The organism is Rhizorhabdus antheiae (assembly GCF_049889055.1).
GTDB lineage: Bacteria > Pseudomonadota > Alphaproteobacteria > Sphingomonadales > Sphingomonadaceae > Rhizorhabdus.
Genome location: NZ_JBLTWO010000020.1, coordinates 1 through 15,147, shown reverse-complemented (window position 1 = coordinate 15,147; position 15,147 = coordinate 1). Strand labels below are relative to the sequence as shown.

Below are 15,147 nucleotides of genomic sequence, written 5' to 3'. Positions count from 1 at the left end.
AATGAGTGCGCGCAACAACGAAGCTGATCTGTGAGATAGTGGCACCGATTCTTCGGTGCAGATCACGCATTTTGCGAACCAGTCGCTAGAAAAATGGTGCCAGAAGAGGGACCGTGATGTGCGAACAAGGCTTTATATTACAACGCTTTGTCGCCGGCCATTTTATGCGTCTACCTCCAAGCCGGCAACATCGGGGACAATCAGTTCCGCTAGCCGCTGTTGAACCGCCTGTTTTCCAGCAGTCAGGTTTACGCTCGCGATCCGCAGGCGTTCATTGCCCTCCATTATGGCGTAAGCGGCGTTCAGACCATCGCCTCCTAGACCGGCGTGATGAGGGTATAACAACATCACCTCGCGGCACCGATAGAGCCGGGCATATGCCATCATCTGATAGACGTCCGACTGCGACACTCCGCGTTTCTTGTCTTCGGGATTTTGACCAACCAGCTTCCACTTGGTGTCGATTACCAACTGAACCTGCCCATTTCGCTTGATCAGAATGTCCGGCGTCGTCTGGAAGCGCGGCTTGCCGCCTTCGCACTCCTCCATCAGGCAATATCGCAATCCGCCCTGGGAATGGACGGTCAGATCGCTTCCCTGCAACGCCTTGCGGGCCAGAGCGGCGATATAGGCTTCGAACAGATCATTCATGGCGAACAGCAAGGTAATTCCCTGGCCCGCTTTGGCATCGTAGTTAGTGCGCTGCCATTCGCGCTTCAGGAATAGCTTGGCTAATCCATACAGGCTTTCCCAACGATGGTTCGTCCGATCGATGCGCACCTGCGTCCAAGGTAAGACACTGACAGCCACATCACTCACATCGGCAAGGAGGAAACGGAGCTCATCCAGTCGCCTCTGCGTCTCCAGGGTACGCGCATGATGGCGGAGCAGGACAACACAGGCCTTCATGATACGCAGCAATGGGATATCAGGATTCAGAGTGTCGAAGCGGCAGGCAAGCCGGTCGGGTCGCACGGCGTGGTGGGTAAACTGGCGGATGACATCGAGCCGCCCCCTCAGCGCTGCTAGATCGTCTTCCTGAGCTATATAGCCGCGGGGCAAGCCGCGCCGCGCCTCGGCCAGCAGGCGATCGGTAAACAGGCGGATCAGAATATCGAGCAAGTTTTCCCTCTGCCGCGCCATGGGCAGCGCCTGTCCGTCTCCGAGTTTGAGACCAAGCGCAATGTCGAGCATGGCAACAAGCCGCGTGCGGATTGTTTCATCATCCTCATCCGACGCTGCATCGATCTTGGGCAGAATTTCAAGACTGCAACCCGGGGCGGCAATAACTCCAACAACTTGCTGGGCTCTTATCTCGCTGTAGCGATCGACAAGGATATTGGTCCCGGACTTATTAGCCAGCATATGCGATCGCGCAGCCCGAAGCAGGGCATTTGCCTGACTCCGGGTAAAGGCGTTCTTCGGCGCTACGCCGGTGTCATTGTGTACGCCCGTAGGCCCCCATTCGGGGACGGTCAGATGGGTCACGGGTGGAACCGGGCGATGGCGCGATCGGTAGGATCGGTCGGGCTAGGCGGGAAACACGCCAACCATTCCCGCCACGAGCAGGCGGCAGCCCGCTCGACAGGCACGCCGGGGAGCAGATGGGGCGCCAGCTCGGCGATCACTCGCCAGGCTCCTCCGCTGCCTTGACCACTTTACCGATCAACCGATCGAATGCATCGGCCTTGAACGGTGCGAGCACCGACCAGCTCGAAACCCGGTCGCCTTCGATACCCGGTGGCCGATCAAGCTTGTCTTCCTGGATGAACCCGTCACCCAGCACCGCGTGAATACGGCTCCAGTCCTCGAAGAAGTATTCCTGCAACAGCGGAACTACCTTGTCGCGCATGGCGGCGTGAACGTGCTCGGCTGTCCCGCAATTGATGAAAAAAGCGTGTCCGATCCGGTGCTCGCGATCGATGAGATACTCGATGCGCTGGTTGATGGTGGTGAGCACGGCCTTGAGGTCGATCCCATCGACCACACCAAGCAAGCCCGGTTCCGGCGCCATTTCGCGGAAATTGAACCGCCGCCGCAAAGCGGTGTCGAGCAGTGCGATGGACCTGTCCGCTGTGTTCATGGTGCCGATGATGTGGAGGTTGGCGGGCACTGAAAATGTTTCGCCAGAATAAGGCAGGGTCACGGCCAAGCCGTTGGCCATTCCCTTTCGTTTGTCTGGTTCGATCAGGGTGATCAGTTCTCCGAACACCTTGGAGATGTTTGCCCGGTTTATCTCATCGATGATGAGCACATGCTCTTCATCGCTGTCGGCGGCGACGCTGGCCATCTTCCGAAAAACGCCCGGAGTGGGGATCAGTTCAAACCCGGAGCCCGATTTGATGGCCTTTGGCCGCAGCCCTTCGACGAAATCCTCATATCCATAGTTCTGGTGAAAGGTCGCAAAGCCAATCTGCCCGAGCGCAACAAGCCGATCATATTCGGCGCGCAAGTCAGCGCGCCTTTCTGCATCCGTCAAGATGGGGTCGGTGTCATCCAACCCCAGCGCCAGTCGCACGGCTTCGGCCATTGTTCGATAGGTCTTGCCAGTGCCCGGAGGCCCGTAAAGGATGAGGTTGACCGGGTTACGCTTTCTGGGGTCCGGCGCGTCGTCCGCCTCAGGCACAGGCGCTTCCGCCATATCCTTCCAGTTGGACAGGTTCTCAAGAAACCAGTCGTAATCCTGACCTGCACCTGCAAACGCGAACGCTATCAGGCGGCGCGCCATTTCCTTGCGCGGATAAACCTCCCAGATCGTCGGCTGATAGGTGTAGTGATACCACTCCCGTTGTTCGAAGCCTGCTTCCCAATTCACGCGGATACGCGCGCCGTCGCCCGGATTTTCGGCGATGGTGCCAATCGCCTTGATCGCCATGCAGGAAACGGCACGATCACGATTGTTGAACGGCAGATTATACCAGCGGACGTAGGTGGATTTGATCGCAATGCGCTGGCCGGGACGCATGCGAAGAACCTTTTCCTCGTCCCATGGCTGCGGCGCATCGATTTCCCAGATGCCGTCACGAATAAACCGGTCGAACTGGTCCTGCTTGCGACCGAATGCCGCCCCGACAAACCAGTAGGGGCCATCGCTCGGGTCGCTGACGCCTTCAAGCGGACTGTCGGCAGGCAAATGAATTAGGGCCTGTACCTGCTTTCCGTCCTCGACGATTTCATAACCCAGTTTGCGCAGGGTGCCGTTGGCGGCCTGCTCTCCCTGACCGCCATAGAAGTCTGACGCCTTTAACGCAGTGCCACCGGGCACATGTCCGTGCGAGACGCCCACAATCGCCTTGGCAGGATAGAGCTTTGCGTTGCCAGGACGCCGCACCCAGTATTTCTGGGGTCTGCCAAAGCCATATTGCGACTTGAAACCTTCGAGGCCGATGGCGTCAAATTCATCCATTGCCGCCTCGATGGCATCAGCAGTGATGTTTTGGCTGTCCGCTTGCTGCACGCGGTCAAATGAGGCGCAGAATTTCGAATAATATTCGATGGTGCTGCAATAGCTCGCCATCGAAGTCCGGATGTTGCCATTAACCGGGAATTTGGCGGGATTGGGTCGGTTGGCGCGCTCATCGGCGGATGAATAGGAAAGTTCAGACTTTAGCGCCGCCAGTTTCCCCTCGCGGTACAGTTCATCGAGGTCGCCATAACTCTGCTCGATGCGCTTGGCGCGAGCAAGTTGAGTGCCAATCGTCGCGCCGTCATAATCGTTGGCTTCGAACCAGGCCCGAAATTCAGCCTCACGCATATACGCACCTCAGCGCGGTATAGATTGATGGGTCGACCTTCTTCACGAATCGCACAAGACGCAAGTTGAGGGGTAGCTGCTTACAGCGATTGAATTTCCCCAGTAAGGGGACCTTCCCTTGCCTATGCATGTGATCTCCGAAGTTTGGCGTCTGCCATCAGGTATTGGCGCGGGGACTGATACTGCTCCGCCGGGCTGTCGTCGTAGATCGAGTCGGTACGATGAACGAAGATAGCTTTGGTCATGGCGCTCCCGCTTCCCGGTCAGAAAAATAAGCGCTTGCGCCGATCATCGGAGCTTTGTCCGTGGGCACTTCGCTGACTTCTGGCACGCCTTCCTGGCCTGCATGCGCCCTGACTTCGGTTGCCCGCTCCTCGATCTCCTTTGCGAAGATCTCCAGCATCGATGAACCTGCCGGCATTGCTGCCACCTCCTCGACCGCTGCGGGCAGTTCGCGCAGCAACCGTGCCGTCACCTGCTCCACCCTCTGCACCGTTCCCCGCGCTGCCAGGCCTGCGGCTTCAGCCATGCGCCGCCAGTGGCGGCCATAGATGTGCCGACTGCGGCGCTGGCCACCGATCGCCTGGGCGTGGTTCTGGGTGATGTTCGCCCAAGCGAGGCCGGACATGAGATCGTAAAGCGGCGCAAGCTGCGGGGCACCGGGACCTATCAGGATCGAGTAATTCTTGGCGTGCGAGTCGACGTTGCCGATGGCGATATTGAAGACCACGCCGTCCAGCAGCCGGGTGATGTCACGCGCCGTCATATGCTGGCGGACGAGGGCGAACATGTCGGCGATAGAGGGGCCGCGAACGCCGGTGCCGTTGAACTCGTATTTGGCTGCAGGCGGACGACCGAGAGCCTGGCAAAAGTCCTCCTGATGCAGGCGGCGGACATTGGTGCCGGTGCCTGTACGGTCATAACGCTCGACAAGCAGATAGCTGCGCTTCCCCGCAACGCCGGTTGTAACCGGCGCGACATTGAGACCGATCCTGCGAGCGAGAACCATGCACAGCGCCTCGTTCTGGACGCTGCCGGGCAGGCGTGGATTGTCGGGCTTGAGGATATGGGTGGATGGTGCGCCGTTGATCGGCACCGCAATCTGGCCTTCGATGACGGCCACCGGCAGCTTTGCCTGCGCGCCGGCAAGGCTCATCGAGACGCCGTCCTCACCCACAAGGAATGGCCGCGCGGGCAGTTCCTCTATGATACGTTCCAATGCACCGGCATTCGGGATCGGACGATAGCCGGGCTCGCCGCGCGGCGGCTGCGGCGCGATGCTGAGCGCGCCTGCCAGATCGTTGCCGGTCTGTGCGATCAGACCGAGCGCGTCCTCCGGTGCAGCGCCTAGCATGCGCGTCATGGCGCGCAGCGGTTCGCCTTCCGGCAGCAGGTTCATCAGCCAGGGGAGGACCTGTTCTTCCTCATAGGGCTCTGGCCGGATCGGCATTGCCAGCGAAACCGGGAAGCTATCGGAGGATGACAGCCAGGCTTCGTCATACGCGAGGTGGGTTGCGCGCGTGTCAGCGCTGATCGTAGCGACCAGGCGGTCTTTGTAGTGAACCGGAAGGGTCACCATCAAGCCTGCGATATGCCGGTGGCGGTGATCCGCAAGCCGACAGCCTTGGCAGCAGTGAGTGCCTTGCCGAGTTGGGCGGTGGGCTTTCCTGCTTCCAGATCGACAATGAAGCGCTCGCCGCTGTTGATTGCGAGCGCCAGCTCCCGCTGGGTAAGGCCAAGGGCCTTTCGGGCTGAGGCGACGGCTTCGCCGAATTGGGTTGCGTTCTCAATCATGTCGGTCTTCCCGAGCGGGAAGTTCTCATATGTGCAGCAGAGCTTCAAGGACATTTCTTCCCGATCGGGAAGGATGAGCTATGATAGCGCCGCTCATCTCGAAATTCTTACCGATCGGTAAGTTTTTTGATCGCTTGAGCAGATTTTTCGTGCTGTCGAGGGTCGTTGGAATGAGTGAATTTATCCATGTCGATCGCCAGCGCTCAATATGACGATGAATGCCGGCCATGGCCCAGCTGGCCGCTGCGCCTAGCCAAGCCTTTGATTGGGGCCTGCGCGCTCGATCTTATTATGGCAGATAGCCTGATAGCTATGCGGTGCTTGGAGGCCGTGAGCGACGAGCCGACCGCCGATCTGCTGACCCAGCGCATCGGCATCCACGAACAAACCGCCTGGATGCTGCGCGCCCTGCTGGAGGAGTGAGGGGGGCAGGGGCGGGCGAAAGCTCGCCCCGGAATGCTGGCGCGGTCCACAAATTAAGTGCGCGCTATATCAAAGCTAATCTGTGAGAGGATGGCACCGATGCAACGGTGCAAATCACGCATTCTGCGACATTATCGCTAGAAGAGTGGTGCCCAGGAGAGGACTCGAACCTCCACGGCCTTGCGGCCACTGGCACCTGAAGCCAGCGCGTCTACCAATTCCACCACCTGGGCATTTCCGGTTGCGGAGCCGGGCGGATAGCGGCGCTCCTTGTGCCTTGTCAACAGCTTCCTTGCAGGGCAATGCGGAGAAAATCGCAGCATCAAGGGAATATGGGCATGAGCCGTCTTGTCACTCTGTTCGGAGGTGGTGGTTTCCTCGGACGTTATGTTGCGCAGGAGCTGCTGAAGGCCGGCGCACGCGTTCGAATCGCGGAGCGCGATCCCTCCGACGCCTATTTTCTGAAGCCCCTGGCCGGGCTGGGGCAGATCCAGTTCGTGCCCGCCAGCATCACCAACGCCGCCAGCGTCGAACATGCGATTGCCGGCGCCGATTCGGTCGTGAACCTGGTCGGCATCCTCAAGGGCGACTTCACCGCCATCCACCGGCGCGGCGCGCAGATCGTTGCGCAGGCCGCGGCTGCGGCGGGCGTCGAATCGCTGATTCACATCTCGGCCATAGGTGCCGATCCCGAATCGCCCTCGGCTTATGGTCGCAGCAAGGGCGAGGGCGAGGTCGCAGTGCGGGAGGCTTTCCCGCAGGCGACGATCCTGCGGCCGTCGATCGTGTTCGGTCAGGAAGACGGCTTCCTCAACCGCTTCGCCGCGATGCTGTCGCTGCCGGTCGTGCCGGTGCTGCGCGGGGTGGCGAAGTTCCAGCCGATCTGGGCTTCGGACGTGGCGCGCGCTGTGGCGGGCGCGATTGCCGATCCGCAGCGCCATGGTGGCACCACCTATGAGCTGGGCGGGCCCGAGACGATCTCGATGCTCGACCTCCACCACTGGCTGGCCAAGGCGATCGGTCGCACGCCGGCGATCCTGCCGATCCCCGACGCCCTCGGCGCTCCGCTCGTGAGCGCCATGAGCCTGTTGCCGGGCGCACCGATCACGCGCGACCAGTGGCTGATGCTGCAGGCCGACAATGTCGTCTCGCCCGGCGCGAAGGGGATCGAGGCGTTCGGCGTCACGCCCACGCCGATGGAGGCGGTGGCGCCGGCCTGGCTGGTCAGCTTCCGTCCCAGCGGCCGGTTCGGCACCAGCACCAAACCGGCCTGATCGACCGCATCATGGAAATGTCGCTATTGTCGATCATCCTCCTCGGCATCGTCGAGGGGCTGACCGAGTTCATCCCCGTCTCCTCCACCGGCCATCTGATCCTCGCCGGCGAGGTCATGCAGGTTCCGCAGGGGACCGAGACCTTCGATATCGTCATCCAGCTGGGGGCGATCCTCGCGGTGGTGGTGCTCTATCGCCAGCGCTTCGCGGCGGTGCTGGCGGGGCTGGCGCGGCGCGATCCGACGGCGATCGCCTTCACGCGCAACGTGCTCGTGGGTTTTCTGCCCTCGGCGGTGATCGGAGCGCTCGCTTATGGCGCGATCAAGGCGATGCTCACGGCACCGATCATCGTCGCCGTGGCGCTGATCCTGGGCGGGATCGCGATCCTGCTGATCGAGCGCAGCGTCCAGCGGGTGACCTGCGACACGGTCGAGGGGATGCCGGGGCGGACCGCGCTTGCCATCGGCTTCGTCCAGTGCCTGTCGATGATCCCCGGGGTCAGCCGCTCGGGCGCCACGATCATGGGCGCGCTGACCATGGGGGTCGAGCGGCGGACGGCGGCGGAATACAGCTTCTTCCTTGCCATTCCGACGATGGTGGGCGCGACCACGCTTGCCCTCTGGAAAGCGCGGCACGAACTGGGCGACGCACAGCTGACCGCGATAGCCATCGGCTTCCTTGTGTCGTTCCTTGTCGCGATCGTCGTCATCCGCTGGTTTCTGAACGTGGTGACGCGGCATGGCTTCGCGCCTTTCGCCTGGTATCGCATCGTCGCGGGCAGTATCGCGTTGATCTGGCTGGTTTTTAGATAGGTCCGATACGGACGTATAATAGGGGTGACGTGCGGTCGACCGGTTATGTTCTGCCAAAATCCACAGGATATAGGTCAATAATACTGCCTTATGTCGCGTTTTGCGCGTGACTCCGCCGCTTGGCTGTGAGATTTGCCCTCCGAACCGGAGGACAAGTCATGGCTGATGAGCCGATGTTGAAGTTCGTGCGCGTGGATCAGGATTATCCCGACAAGCGGGAAGCGGATGCTCGCATCGCCGACTTCGCCGAGATTTCGGCCCGCTATGCCGGGGGCAAGGCCGAGGAGCAGGCGTCGCGCTGCTCCCAATGCGGCGTGCCCTATTGCGCGACCCATTGCCCGCTCCACAACCATATCCCGGACTGGCTGCGCCTGACCACCGAGGGTCGGTTGCGCGAGGCCTATGAGCTGTCCAATGCGACCTCGACCATGCCCGAGATTTGCGGCCGCATCTGTCCGCAGGACCGGCTGTGCGAAGGCAATTGCGTGATCGAGTTTGCCGGGCACGGTGCGGTCACCATCGGCTCGGTCGAGAAGTACATCACCGACACCGCCTGGGAGCAGGGCTGGGTCGAGCCGGTGCAGGTCGGGCCCGATCGCGGCCAGTCGGTCGGGGTGATCGGTGCGGGGCCAGCCGGCCTGACGGTCGCCGAACTGATGCGTGCGCGCGGCTATGACGTCCATGTCTATGACCGCCACGACCGCGCGGGTGGGCTGCTGACCTACGGCATCCCAGGCTTCAAGCTGGAGAAGCCTGTGGTGATGCGGCGCGTCCAGCGCCTCGTCGAGGCGGGCATCGTCTTCCACCAGGGGTTCGAGGTCGGCCGCGACGCGACGCTCGCCGAACTGCGCGAGCGCCACGACGCGGTGCTGATCGCGACCGGGGTCTACAAGCCGCGCGCGATCAAGGCGCCGGGCGTGGGCTCGACCGGGATCGTCGAGGCGCTCGACTATCTGACCGCCTCCAACCGCAAGAATTTCGGCGATGCCGTGCCGGCCTTCGACGAAGGCCTGCTCGATGCGAAGGGCAAGAGGGTCGTCGTGATCGGTGGCGGCGACACCGCGATGGACTGCGTCCGCACCGCGATCCGCCAGGGCGCGGAGTCGGTTCGTTGCCTCTACCGCCGCGACCGGGCGAACATGCCGGGATCGCAGCGTGAGACGAAGAATGCCGAGGAGGAGGGCGTCGAGTTCGTCTGGCTGTCCGCCCCCGAGGCGTTCGACGGCGAGGGGACTGTGGCCGGCGTCCGCGCGATCAAAATGCGGCTGGGCGAGCCCGATGCCTCGGGCCGGCGCACGCCCGAGGCCGATCCGGGCAGCGAGTTCCGTCTGGAGGCCGATCTGGTGATCAAGGCGCTCGGTTTCGATCCGGAGGATCTGCCGACGATGTTCGGTGCGCCCGAATTGTCGGTGACCCGCTGGGGCACGCTGCGCGTCGACCACCGCACGATGCAGACCTCGGTCGAAGGCGTGTTCGCCGCGGGCGACATCGTGCGCGGCGCCAGCCTGGTCGTCTGGGCGATCCGCGACGGCCGCGACGTCGCCGAGCGGATGCACAAATATCTGCGCGAAAAGGCGAAGGCCGCCGCCGCCGAGAAGGTGGCGGCATGAAGCGGCATTTTTTCTGCCGCGCTAGGCTTGCGCTGACGGCTGCCGTTCTGGGGTTGTCCGCTGCTTCGGCCCCGGCCGCCACGCCATCGGACAGCAAGGCTGCGGCGGAAGCCGCACCGGCAGCATCCGATCCCGCCGCGCTGGCGCTCGCATCGCGCATCGCTGGAGCGATCCTGCCCGACGGCACCTTTCAGAAGGTCATGGACGCTTCGATCGGGCAGATGTCCAAATCGATGATGGACAGCATGTTGTCGATGCCGATCGGCGCGCTCGCCCAATCGATGGGGCAGGACCCCGAGAAGATCAAAGCCCTGGATTCGACCCGGTTCCGCGATGTGCTGACGATCATGGATCCCGCTTTTCAGGAGCGGACCAACCGCTCGATGACGGTCATGGCGAGCGAGATGGGCAAGTTGATGACTGCTATGGAGCCGAGCTTCCGCGAAGGTCTGGCCGAAGCCTATGCCCGCAAGTTCAGCCCGGCCGAGCTGCGTGCGATCGACGCGTTCTTCCAGACCGATGCGGGCAGGGCCTTTGCCGCCGGATCGATGACGATCCAGACCGATCCGGCCTTTCTGGCGCGGATGCAGCAACTGATGCCGGCGATGATGAAGGCGCTGCCCCAGATCATGAAGACGATCGAGCAACGGACGGCCGACCTGCCGAAGCCGAAAAAGCCGCAGGACCTGAGCCCTGCCGAGCGTGAACGCCTTGCGACCTTGCTGGGGCTCGACCCCGCGGAGATGAAGTGATGAGCCACACCGAAAACGACTGGATGGCCTCCGAGCGCGAGCGGCTCGCCCGCGAAGGCATGTATCGGCCCGAGTTCGAAGGCGATGCCTGCGGCGTCGGCCTCGTCGCGGCGACCGATGGCAAGGCGTCGCGCCGCGTCGTGTCGGCGGCGATCGATGCGCTGAAGGCGGTGTGGCACCGCGGCGCGGTCGATGCCGACGGCAAGACCGGCGATGGCGCCGGCATCCATGTCGACCTGCCCGTCCGCTTCTTCGACGATGCGATAGAGCATTCCGGCCATCGGCCGCTGCCCAACCGCCTCGCGGTGGGCATGGTGTTCCTGCCGCGCACCGATCTGGGTGCGCAGGAGACCTGCCGCACGATCGTCGAAAGCGAGATCATCGATTTCGGCTACACCATCTATGGCTGGCGCCAGGTGCCGGTCGACGTGTCGGTGATCGGCGAGAAGGCGCTCCAGACGCGCCCCGAGATCGAGCAGATCATGATCGCCGGGCCGATGCCCGACGCGATGAGCCTCGCGGAGTTCGAGAAGAACCTCTACCTCATCCGCCGCCGGATCGAGCGCAAGGTAATCGAGGCGCAGATCCAGGGCTTCTACATCTGTTCGCTGTCGGCGCGCTCGATCGTCTACAAGGGTCTGTTCCTGGCCGAAGAGCTGTCGGTCTTCTATCCCGACCTGAAGGACGAGCGCTTCGTCAGCCGCGTCGCAATCTTCCACCAGCGCTATTCGACCAACACCTTCCCGCAATGGTGGCTGGCGCAGCCCTTCCGGTCGCTCGCGCATAATGGCGAGATCAACACGATCCGCGGCAACAAGAACTGGATGAAGAGCCACGAGATCAAGATGGCCTCGCTGGCGTTCGGCGAGCATTCGGACGAGATCAAGCCGCTGATCCCGGCCGGCGCCTCCGACACGGCGGCGCTCGACGCGGTGTTCGAGACGATCTGCCGATCGGGCCGCGACGCGCCGACCGCCAAGCTGATGCTGGTGCCCGAGGCGTGGCAGAACAGCCCCGACATGCCGGCCGAGCTGCGCTCGATGTACAGCTATTTCGGTTCGGTGATGGAGCCGTGGGACGGCCCGGCCGCGCTGGCGATGACCGATGGCCGCTGGGCGGTGGCGGGCGTCGACCGCAACGCGCTGCGCCCGCTGCGCACCACGCGCACCGCTGACAATCTGCTGATCGTCGGCTCCGAAACCGGCATGGTCGTCGTGCCCGAGAGCACGATCGTCGCCAAGGGCCGCATGGGGCCGGGGCAGATGATCGCGGTCGACCTGGACGAAGGGCGGATCTATGGCGATGCCGAGATCAAGGCGCGCATCGCCGCCGAGAAGCCCTATGGCGAATGGGTGAAGAACTTCCGCACCCGCGCCGATCTGCCGGCGCCGGCGGAAGACATGATCCCGCGCTGGCCGCGCGCCGAGCTGCTGCGCCGCCAGGTCGCCGCCGGCATGTCGCTGGAGGATATGGAGCTGATCCTCGCGCCCCAGGTCGAGGACGCCAAGGAAGCGATCGGGTCGATGGGCGACGATACGCCGCTCGCGGTCATTTCCGACAAGCCGCGCCTGATCAGCCATTTCTTCCGCCAGAATTTCAGCCAGGTCACCAACCCGCCGATCGACTCGCTGCGCGAAACCCAGGTGATGAGCCTGAAGACTCGCTTCGGGAATCTCGCCAACATCCTCGATAATGAGGGGCAGCAGGCCGACGTGCTGGTGCTCGAAAGCCCGGTGCTCCACTGCCGCGACTGGCATGCGCTGAAGGATCATTTCGGCGCGCAGGCGGCCGAGATCGACTGCACCTTCGACGCCCATGGCGGGCCTGATGCGCTGCGCCAGGCGATCGCCCGCGTCCGCGCCGAGGCCGAGACGGCGGTGCGCGAGGGCAAGGCCGAGCTGTTCCTGACCGACGAGCATGTCGGGCCGGACCGGATCGCCATCGCGATGGTGCTGGCGGCGGCCGCCGTCCACACCCATCTCGTCCGCAAGGGGCTGCGCTCCTATGCGTCGGTCAATGTCCGTTCGGCCGAATGCCTCGACACCCATTATTATGCGGTGCTGATCGGCGTCGGCGCGACCACGGTGAACGCCTATCTGGCCGAAGCCGCCATCGCCGACCGCCATGCGCGCGGCCTGTTCGGAGATCGCTCGCTCGAGGAGTGCCTGAAGCGCCACCGCAAGGCGATCGACGACGGGCTGCTCAAGATCATGTCGAAGATGGGGATCGCGGTGATCTCCAGCTATCGCGGCGGCTATAATTTCGAGGCGGTCGGGCTCAGCCGCGCGCTGGTCAACGACTTCTTCCCCGGCATGCCGGCGAAGATCTCGGGCGAGGGGTTCAACTCGCTCCAGCTCAACCTGAAGCTGCGCCACGACGCCGCGTTCGACGACACCGTCGTGTCGCTGCCGGTCGGCGGCTTCTACCGCCAGCGGGCAGGGGGCGAGGCGCATGCCTATTCGGCGCAACTGATGCACCTGCTGCAGACCTCGGTCGCGACCGACAGCTATTCGACCTATCTGCAATTCTCGCGCGGGGTGCGCGATCTGCCGCCGGTCTATCTGCGCGACCTGCTCGAGTTCAACTGGGCGCGTGAAGGCATAGCGATCGACTCGGTCGAGCCGATCACCGAGATCCGCAAGCGCTTCGTGACGCCCGGCATGTCGCTCGGCGCGCTCAGCCCCGAGGCGCATGAGACGCTGGCGATCGCGATGAACCGGATCGGCGCCAAGGCGGTGTCGGGCGAGGGCGGCGAGGACAAGAGCCGCTACACCCCCTATGCCAACGGCGACAACGCCAATTCGGTGATCAAGCAGGTCGCGTCGGGCCGCTTCGGCGTCACCGCCGAATATCTGGGCGCCGCCGAGGAGCTGGAGATCAAGGTCGCGCAGGGCGCCAAGCCCGGCGAGGGCGGGCAGCTGCCCGGCTTCAAGGTGACCGAGATGATCGCGCGCCTGCGCCATTCGACGCCGGGCGTGACTCTGATCTCGCCGCCGCCGCACCACGACATCTATTCGATCGAGGATCTGGCGCAGCTGATCTACGACCTGAAGCAGATCAACCCGACCGCGCGGGTGTGCGTGAAGCTGGTCAGCTCGGCCGGCATCGGCACCGTCGCGGCGGGCGTCGCCAAGGCGCATGCCGACGTCATCCTGGTCGCCGGCCATGTCGGCGGTACCGGCGCCAGCCCGCAGACCTCGGTCAAATATGCGGGCACGCCGTGGGAAATGGGCCTGTCAGAGACCAACCAGGTGCTGACGCTGAATGGCCTGCGCCACCGCGTGAAGCTGCGCACCGACGGCGGCCTCAAGACCGGTCGCGACATCGTGATCGCGGCGATCCTGGGCGCCGAGGAGTTCGGCATCGGCACGCTGTCGCTGGTCGCGATGGGCTGCATCATGGTGCGCCAGTGCCATTCGAACACCTGCCCGGTCGGCGTCTGCACGCAGGACGAAGCGCTGCGCAAGAAGTTCGTGGGCACGCCCGAGAAGGTGATCAACCTGATGACCTTCATCGCCGAGGAGGTGCGCGAGATCCTCGCCAAGCTGGGCGTCCGCTCGCTCGACGAGATCATCGGCCGCACCGAGCTGCTCCGCCAGGTCAGCCGCGGCGCCGAGCATCTCGACGATCTCGACCTCAACCCGGTGCTGGCGAAGGTCGACGCGCCCGCCGACAAGCGCCGCTTCAACATCCCCACCTTCCGCAACGAAGTGCCCGACAGCCTCGACGCGCAGATGATCGAGGATGCCAAAGCGGTGTTCGAGCGGCGCGAGAAGATGCAGCTGACCTATACGGTGCGCAACACGCACCGCGCGGTGGGCACGCGCTTCTCGGCGGAGATCACCCGGCGCTACGGCATGTCCTCGCTCGCCGACGGCCATGTCCACATCCGCCTGCGCGGATCGGCCGGCCAGTCGCTCGGCGCCTTCGCGGTCAAGGGCATCACGCTGGAGGTGTTCGGCGACGCCAACGACTATGTCGGCAAGGGCCTGTCGGGCGCGATCATCGCGGTCCGCCCGATGGTGTCGTCCCCGCTGGAGACCAAGTCGAACACGATCATCGGCAACACCGTCCTCTACGGTGCCACCGCCGGCAAGCTGTTCGCGGCGGGGCAGGCGGGCGAGCGCTTCGCGGTGCGCAACTCGGGCGCGACCGTGGTCGTCGAAGGCTGCGGCGCCAATGGCTGCGAATATATGACCGGCGGCATCGCCGTGATCCTGGGCCGCGTCGGCGCCAATTTCGGCGCGGGGATGACCGGCGGCATGGCCTTCGTGCTGGACGAGCATGGCGACTTCGAACGCAACGCCAACCCGGACAGCATCATCTGGCAGCGCTTCGGATCGGTGCGGTGGGAAATGCGCTGCAAGTCGCTGATCGCCGAACATGCCGAACGCACCGACAGCAAATGGGCCCACTCCGTCCTCGACGACTGGGACCGCTGGCGGACGCGCTTCTGGCAGGTCTGCCCGAAGGAGATGATCAACCGCCTGGAGCATCCGCTGAACGATGTGGAGAGTGAGATCGTCGCGGCGGAGTGAGGGTGAGAGCCGCCGGTCTCGGGGGAGGCCGGCGGTGGTTGGATGGGGAGAGGGCGACGCTGAGGGCTGTTAGATGTTCGTCGCCGAGCGGAATAGCGAGTGCGTAAGGGGCAGCGATTAAGACTTTGTGGCTATTTTTGAGTGACGCGGCGAACGGCAGCTCTTTTTATAAGTGGACATCCATCGCAGC

9 protein-coding genes, 1 tRNA gene and 1 pseudogene are annotated in these 15,147 nt (G+C 63.6%); 6 read left to right on the top strand and 5 right to left on the bottom strand.

Annotated elements, in window-relative coordinates; genetic code table 11:
* Positions 1 to 162: 162 nt before the first annotated feature.
* The 4 genes from ACNI3R_RS20205 to ACNI3R_RS20190 all read right to left on the bottom strand — a co-directional run bounded on the left by ACNI3R_RS20205 (position 163) and on the right by ACNI3R_RS20190 (position 5,548).
* Entirely contained in the window at positions 163 to 1,488 is a 1,326-nt protein-coding gene (locus ACNI3R_RS20205; RefSeq protein WP_426186985.1) for an McrC family protein, read from the bottom strand.
* Between the two features lie 136 nt (positions 1,489 to 1,624).
* Complete coding sequence (locus ACNI3R_RS20200; protein ID WP_426186983.1) at positions 1,625 to 3,754, bottom strand: McrB family protein; 2,130 nt, start codon at positions 3,752 to 3,754, stop codon at positions 1,625 to 1,627.
* Positions 3,755 to 3,995: 241 nt separating this feature from the next.
* Positions 3,996 to 5,333, bottom strand: coding sequence for a type II toxin-antitoxin system HipA family toxin (locus tag ACNI3R_RS20195; RefSeq protein ID WP_426186980.1), 1,338 nt, complete (start codon positions 5,331 to 5,333; stop codon positions 3,996 to 3,998).
* Positions 5,333 to 5,548 (bottom strand): helix-turn-helix domain-containing protein, encoded by a 216-nt coding sequence (locus ACNI3R_RS20190; protein ID WP_426186977.1) that lies wholly within the window; start codon positions 5,546 to 5,548, stop codon positions 5,333 to 5,335. The genes ACNI3R_RS20195 and ACNI3R_RS20190 overlap by 1 nt, the downstream gene beginning before the upstream one ends.
* A 333-nt stretch (positions 5,549 to 5,881) precedes the next feature.
* On the opposite strand from ACNI3R_RS20190, the pseudogene ACNI3R_RS20185 reads away from it, so the two are divergent.
* Positions 5,882 to 5,971, top strand: a pseudogene (locus tag ACNI3R_RS20185) (DNA starvation/stationary phase protection protein); the annotation flags it as partial.
* 146 nt (positions 5,972 to 6,117) lie between these two features.
* On the opposite strand, the gene ACNI3R_RS20180 reads toward ACNI3R_RS20185, so the two are convergent.
* A tRNA-Leu gene (locus ACNI3R_RS20180) sits at positions 6,118 to 6,204 on the bottom strand.
* A 105-nt stretch (positions 6,205 to 6,309) separates the two neighbouring features.
* Here ACNI3R_RS20180 and ACNI3R_RS20175 point away from each other — a divergent pair.
* From ACNI3R_RS20175 to gltB, 5 genes are all read left to right on the top strand, one after another.
* The gene (locus tag ACNI3R_RS20175; protein ID WP_426186974.1) at positions 6,310 to 7,245 is read left to right on the top strand and encodes a complex I NDUFA9 subunit family protein; all 936 of its coding nucleotides are present in this window, start codon (positions 6,310 to 6,312) and stop codon (positions 7,243 to 7,245) included.
* Between the two features lie 11 nt (positions 7,246 to 7,256).
* On the top strand, positions 7,257 to 8,057 hold the full coding sequence (locus ACNI3R_RS20170) for an undecaprenyl-diphosphate phosphatase (RefSeq protein WP_426186971.1): 801 nt from the start codon (positions 7,257 to 7,259) through the stop codon (positions 8,055 to 8,057).
* A 158-nt stretch (positions 8,058 to 8,215) separates the two neighbouring features.
* The gene (locus tag ACNI3R_RS20165) at positions 8,216 to 9,667 is read left to right on the top strand and encodes an NAD(P)-dependent oxidoreductase (protein WP_426186968.1); all 1,452 of its coding nucleotides are present in this window, start codon (positions 8,216 to 8,218) and stop codon (positions 9,665 to 9,667) included.
* On the top strand, positions 9,664 to 10,419 hold the full coding sequence (locus ACNI3R_RS20160; RefSeq protein WP_426186965.1) for a DUF2059 domain-containing protein: 756 nt from the start codon (positions 9,664 to 9,666) through the stop codon (positions 10,417 to 10,419). Before ACNI3R_RS20165 ends, ACNI3R_RS20160 begins: the two co-directional genes overlap by 4 nt.
* Positions 10,419 to 14,957, top strand: a complete 4,539-nt coding sequence (gene gltB, locus ACNI3R_RS20155) for a glutamate synthase large subunit (RefSeq protein ID WP_426186962.1) — start codon at positions 10,419 to 10,421, stop codon at positions 14,955 to 14,957. The genes ACNI3R_RS20160 and gltB overlap by 1 nt, the downstream gene beginning before the upstream one ends.
* The last annotated feature ends 190 nt before the right edge of the window (positions 14,958 to 15,147 follow it).

What these genes read in the sequence shown, in the direction of transcription:
- gltB (WP_426186962.1), top strand. Translation starts at nt 10,419, where the DNA reads ATGAGCCACACCGAAAACGACTGGATGGCCTCCGAGCGCGAGCGGCTC.
- ACNI3R_RS20200 (WP_426186983.1), bottom strand. Translation starts at nt 3,754, where the DNA reads ATGCGTGAGGCTGAATTTCGGGCCTGGTTCGAAGCCAACGATTATGAC.
- ACNI3R_RS20190 (WP_426186977.1), bottom strand. Translation starts at nt 5,548, where the DNA reads ATGATTGAGAACGCAACCCAATTCGGCGAAGCCGTCGCCTCAGCCCGA.
- ACNI3R_RS20170 (WP_426186971.1), top strand. Translation starts at nt 7,257, where the DNA reads ATGGAAATGTCGCTATTGTCGATCATCCTCCTCGGCATCGTCGAGGGG.
- ACNI3R_RS20175 (WP_426186974.1), top strand. Translation starts at nt 6,310, where the DNA reads ATGAGCCGTCTTGTCACTCTGTTCGGAGGTGGTGGTTTCCTCGGACGT.
- ACNI3R_RS20160 (WP_426186965.1), top strand. Translation starts at nt 9,664, where the DNA reads ATGAAGCGGCATTTTTTCTGCCGCGCTAGGCTTGCGCTGACGGCTGCC.
- ACNI3R_RS20165 (WP_426186968.1), top strand. Translation starts at nt 8,216, where the DNA reads ATGGCTGATGAGCCGATGTTGAAGTTCGTGCGCGTGGATCAGGATTAT.
- ACNI3R_RS20195 (WP_426186980.1), bottom strand. Translation starts at nt 5,333, where the DNA reads ATGGTGACCCTTCCGGTTCACTACAAAGACCGCCTGGTCGCTACGATC.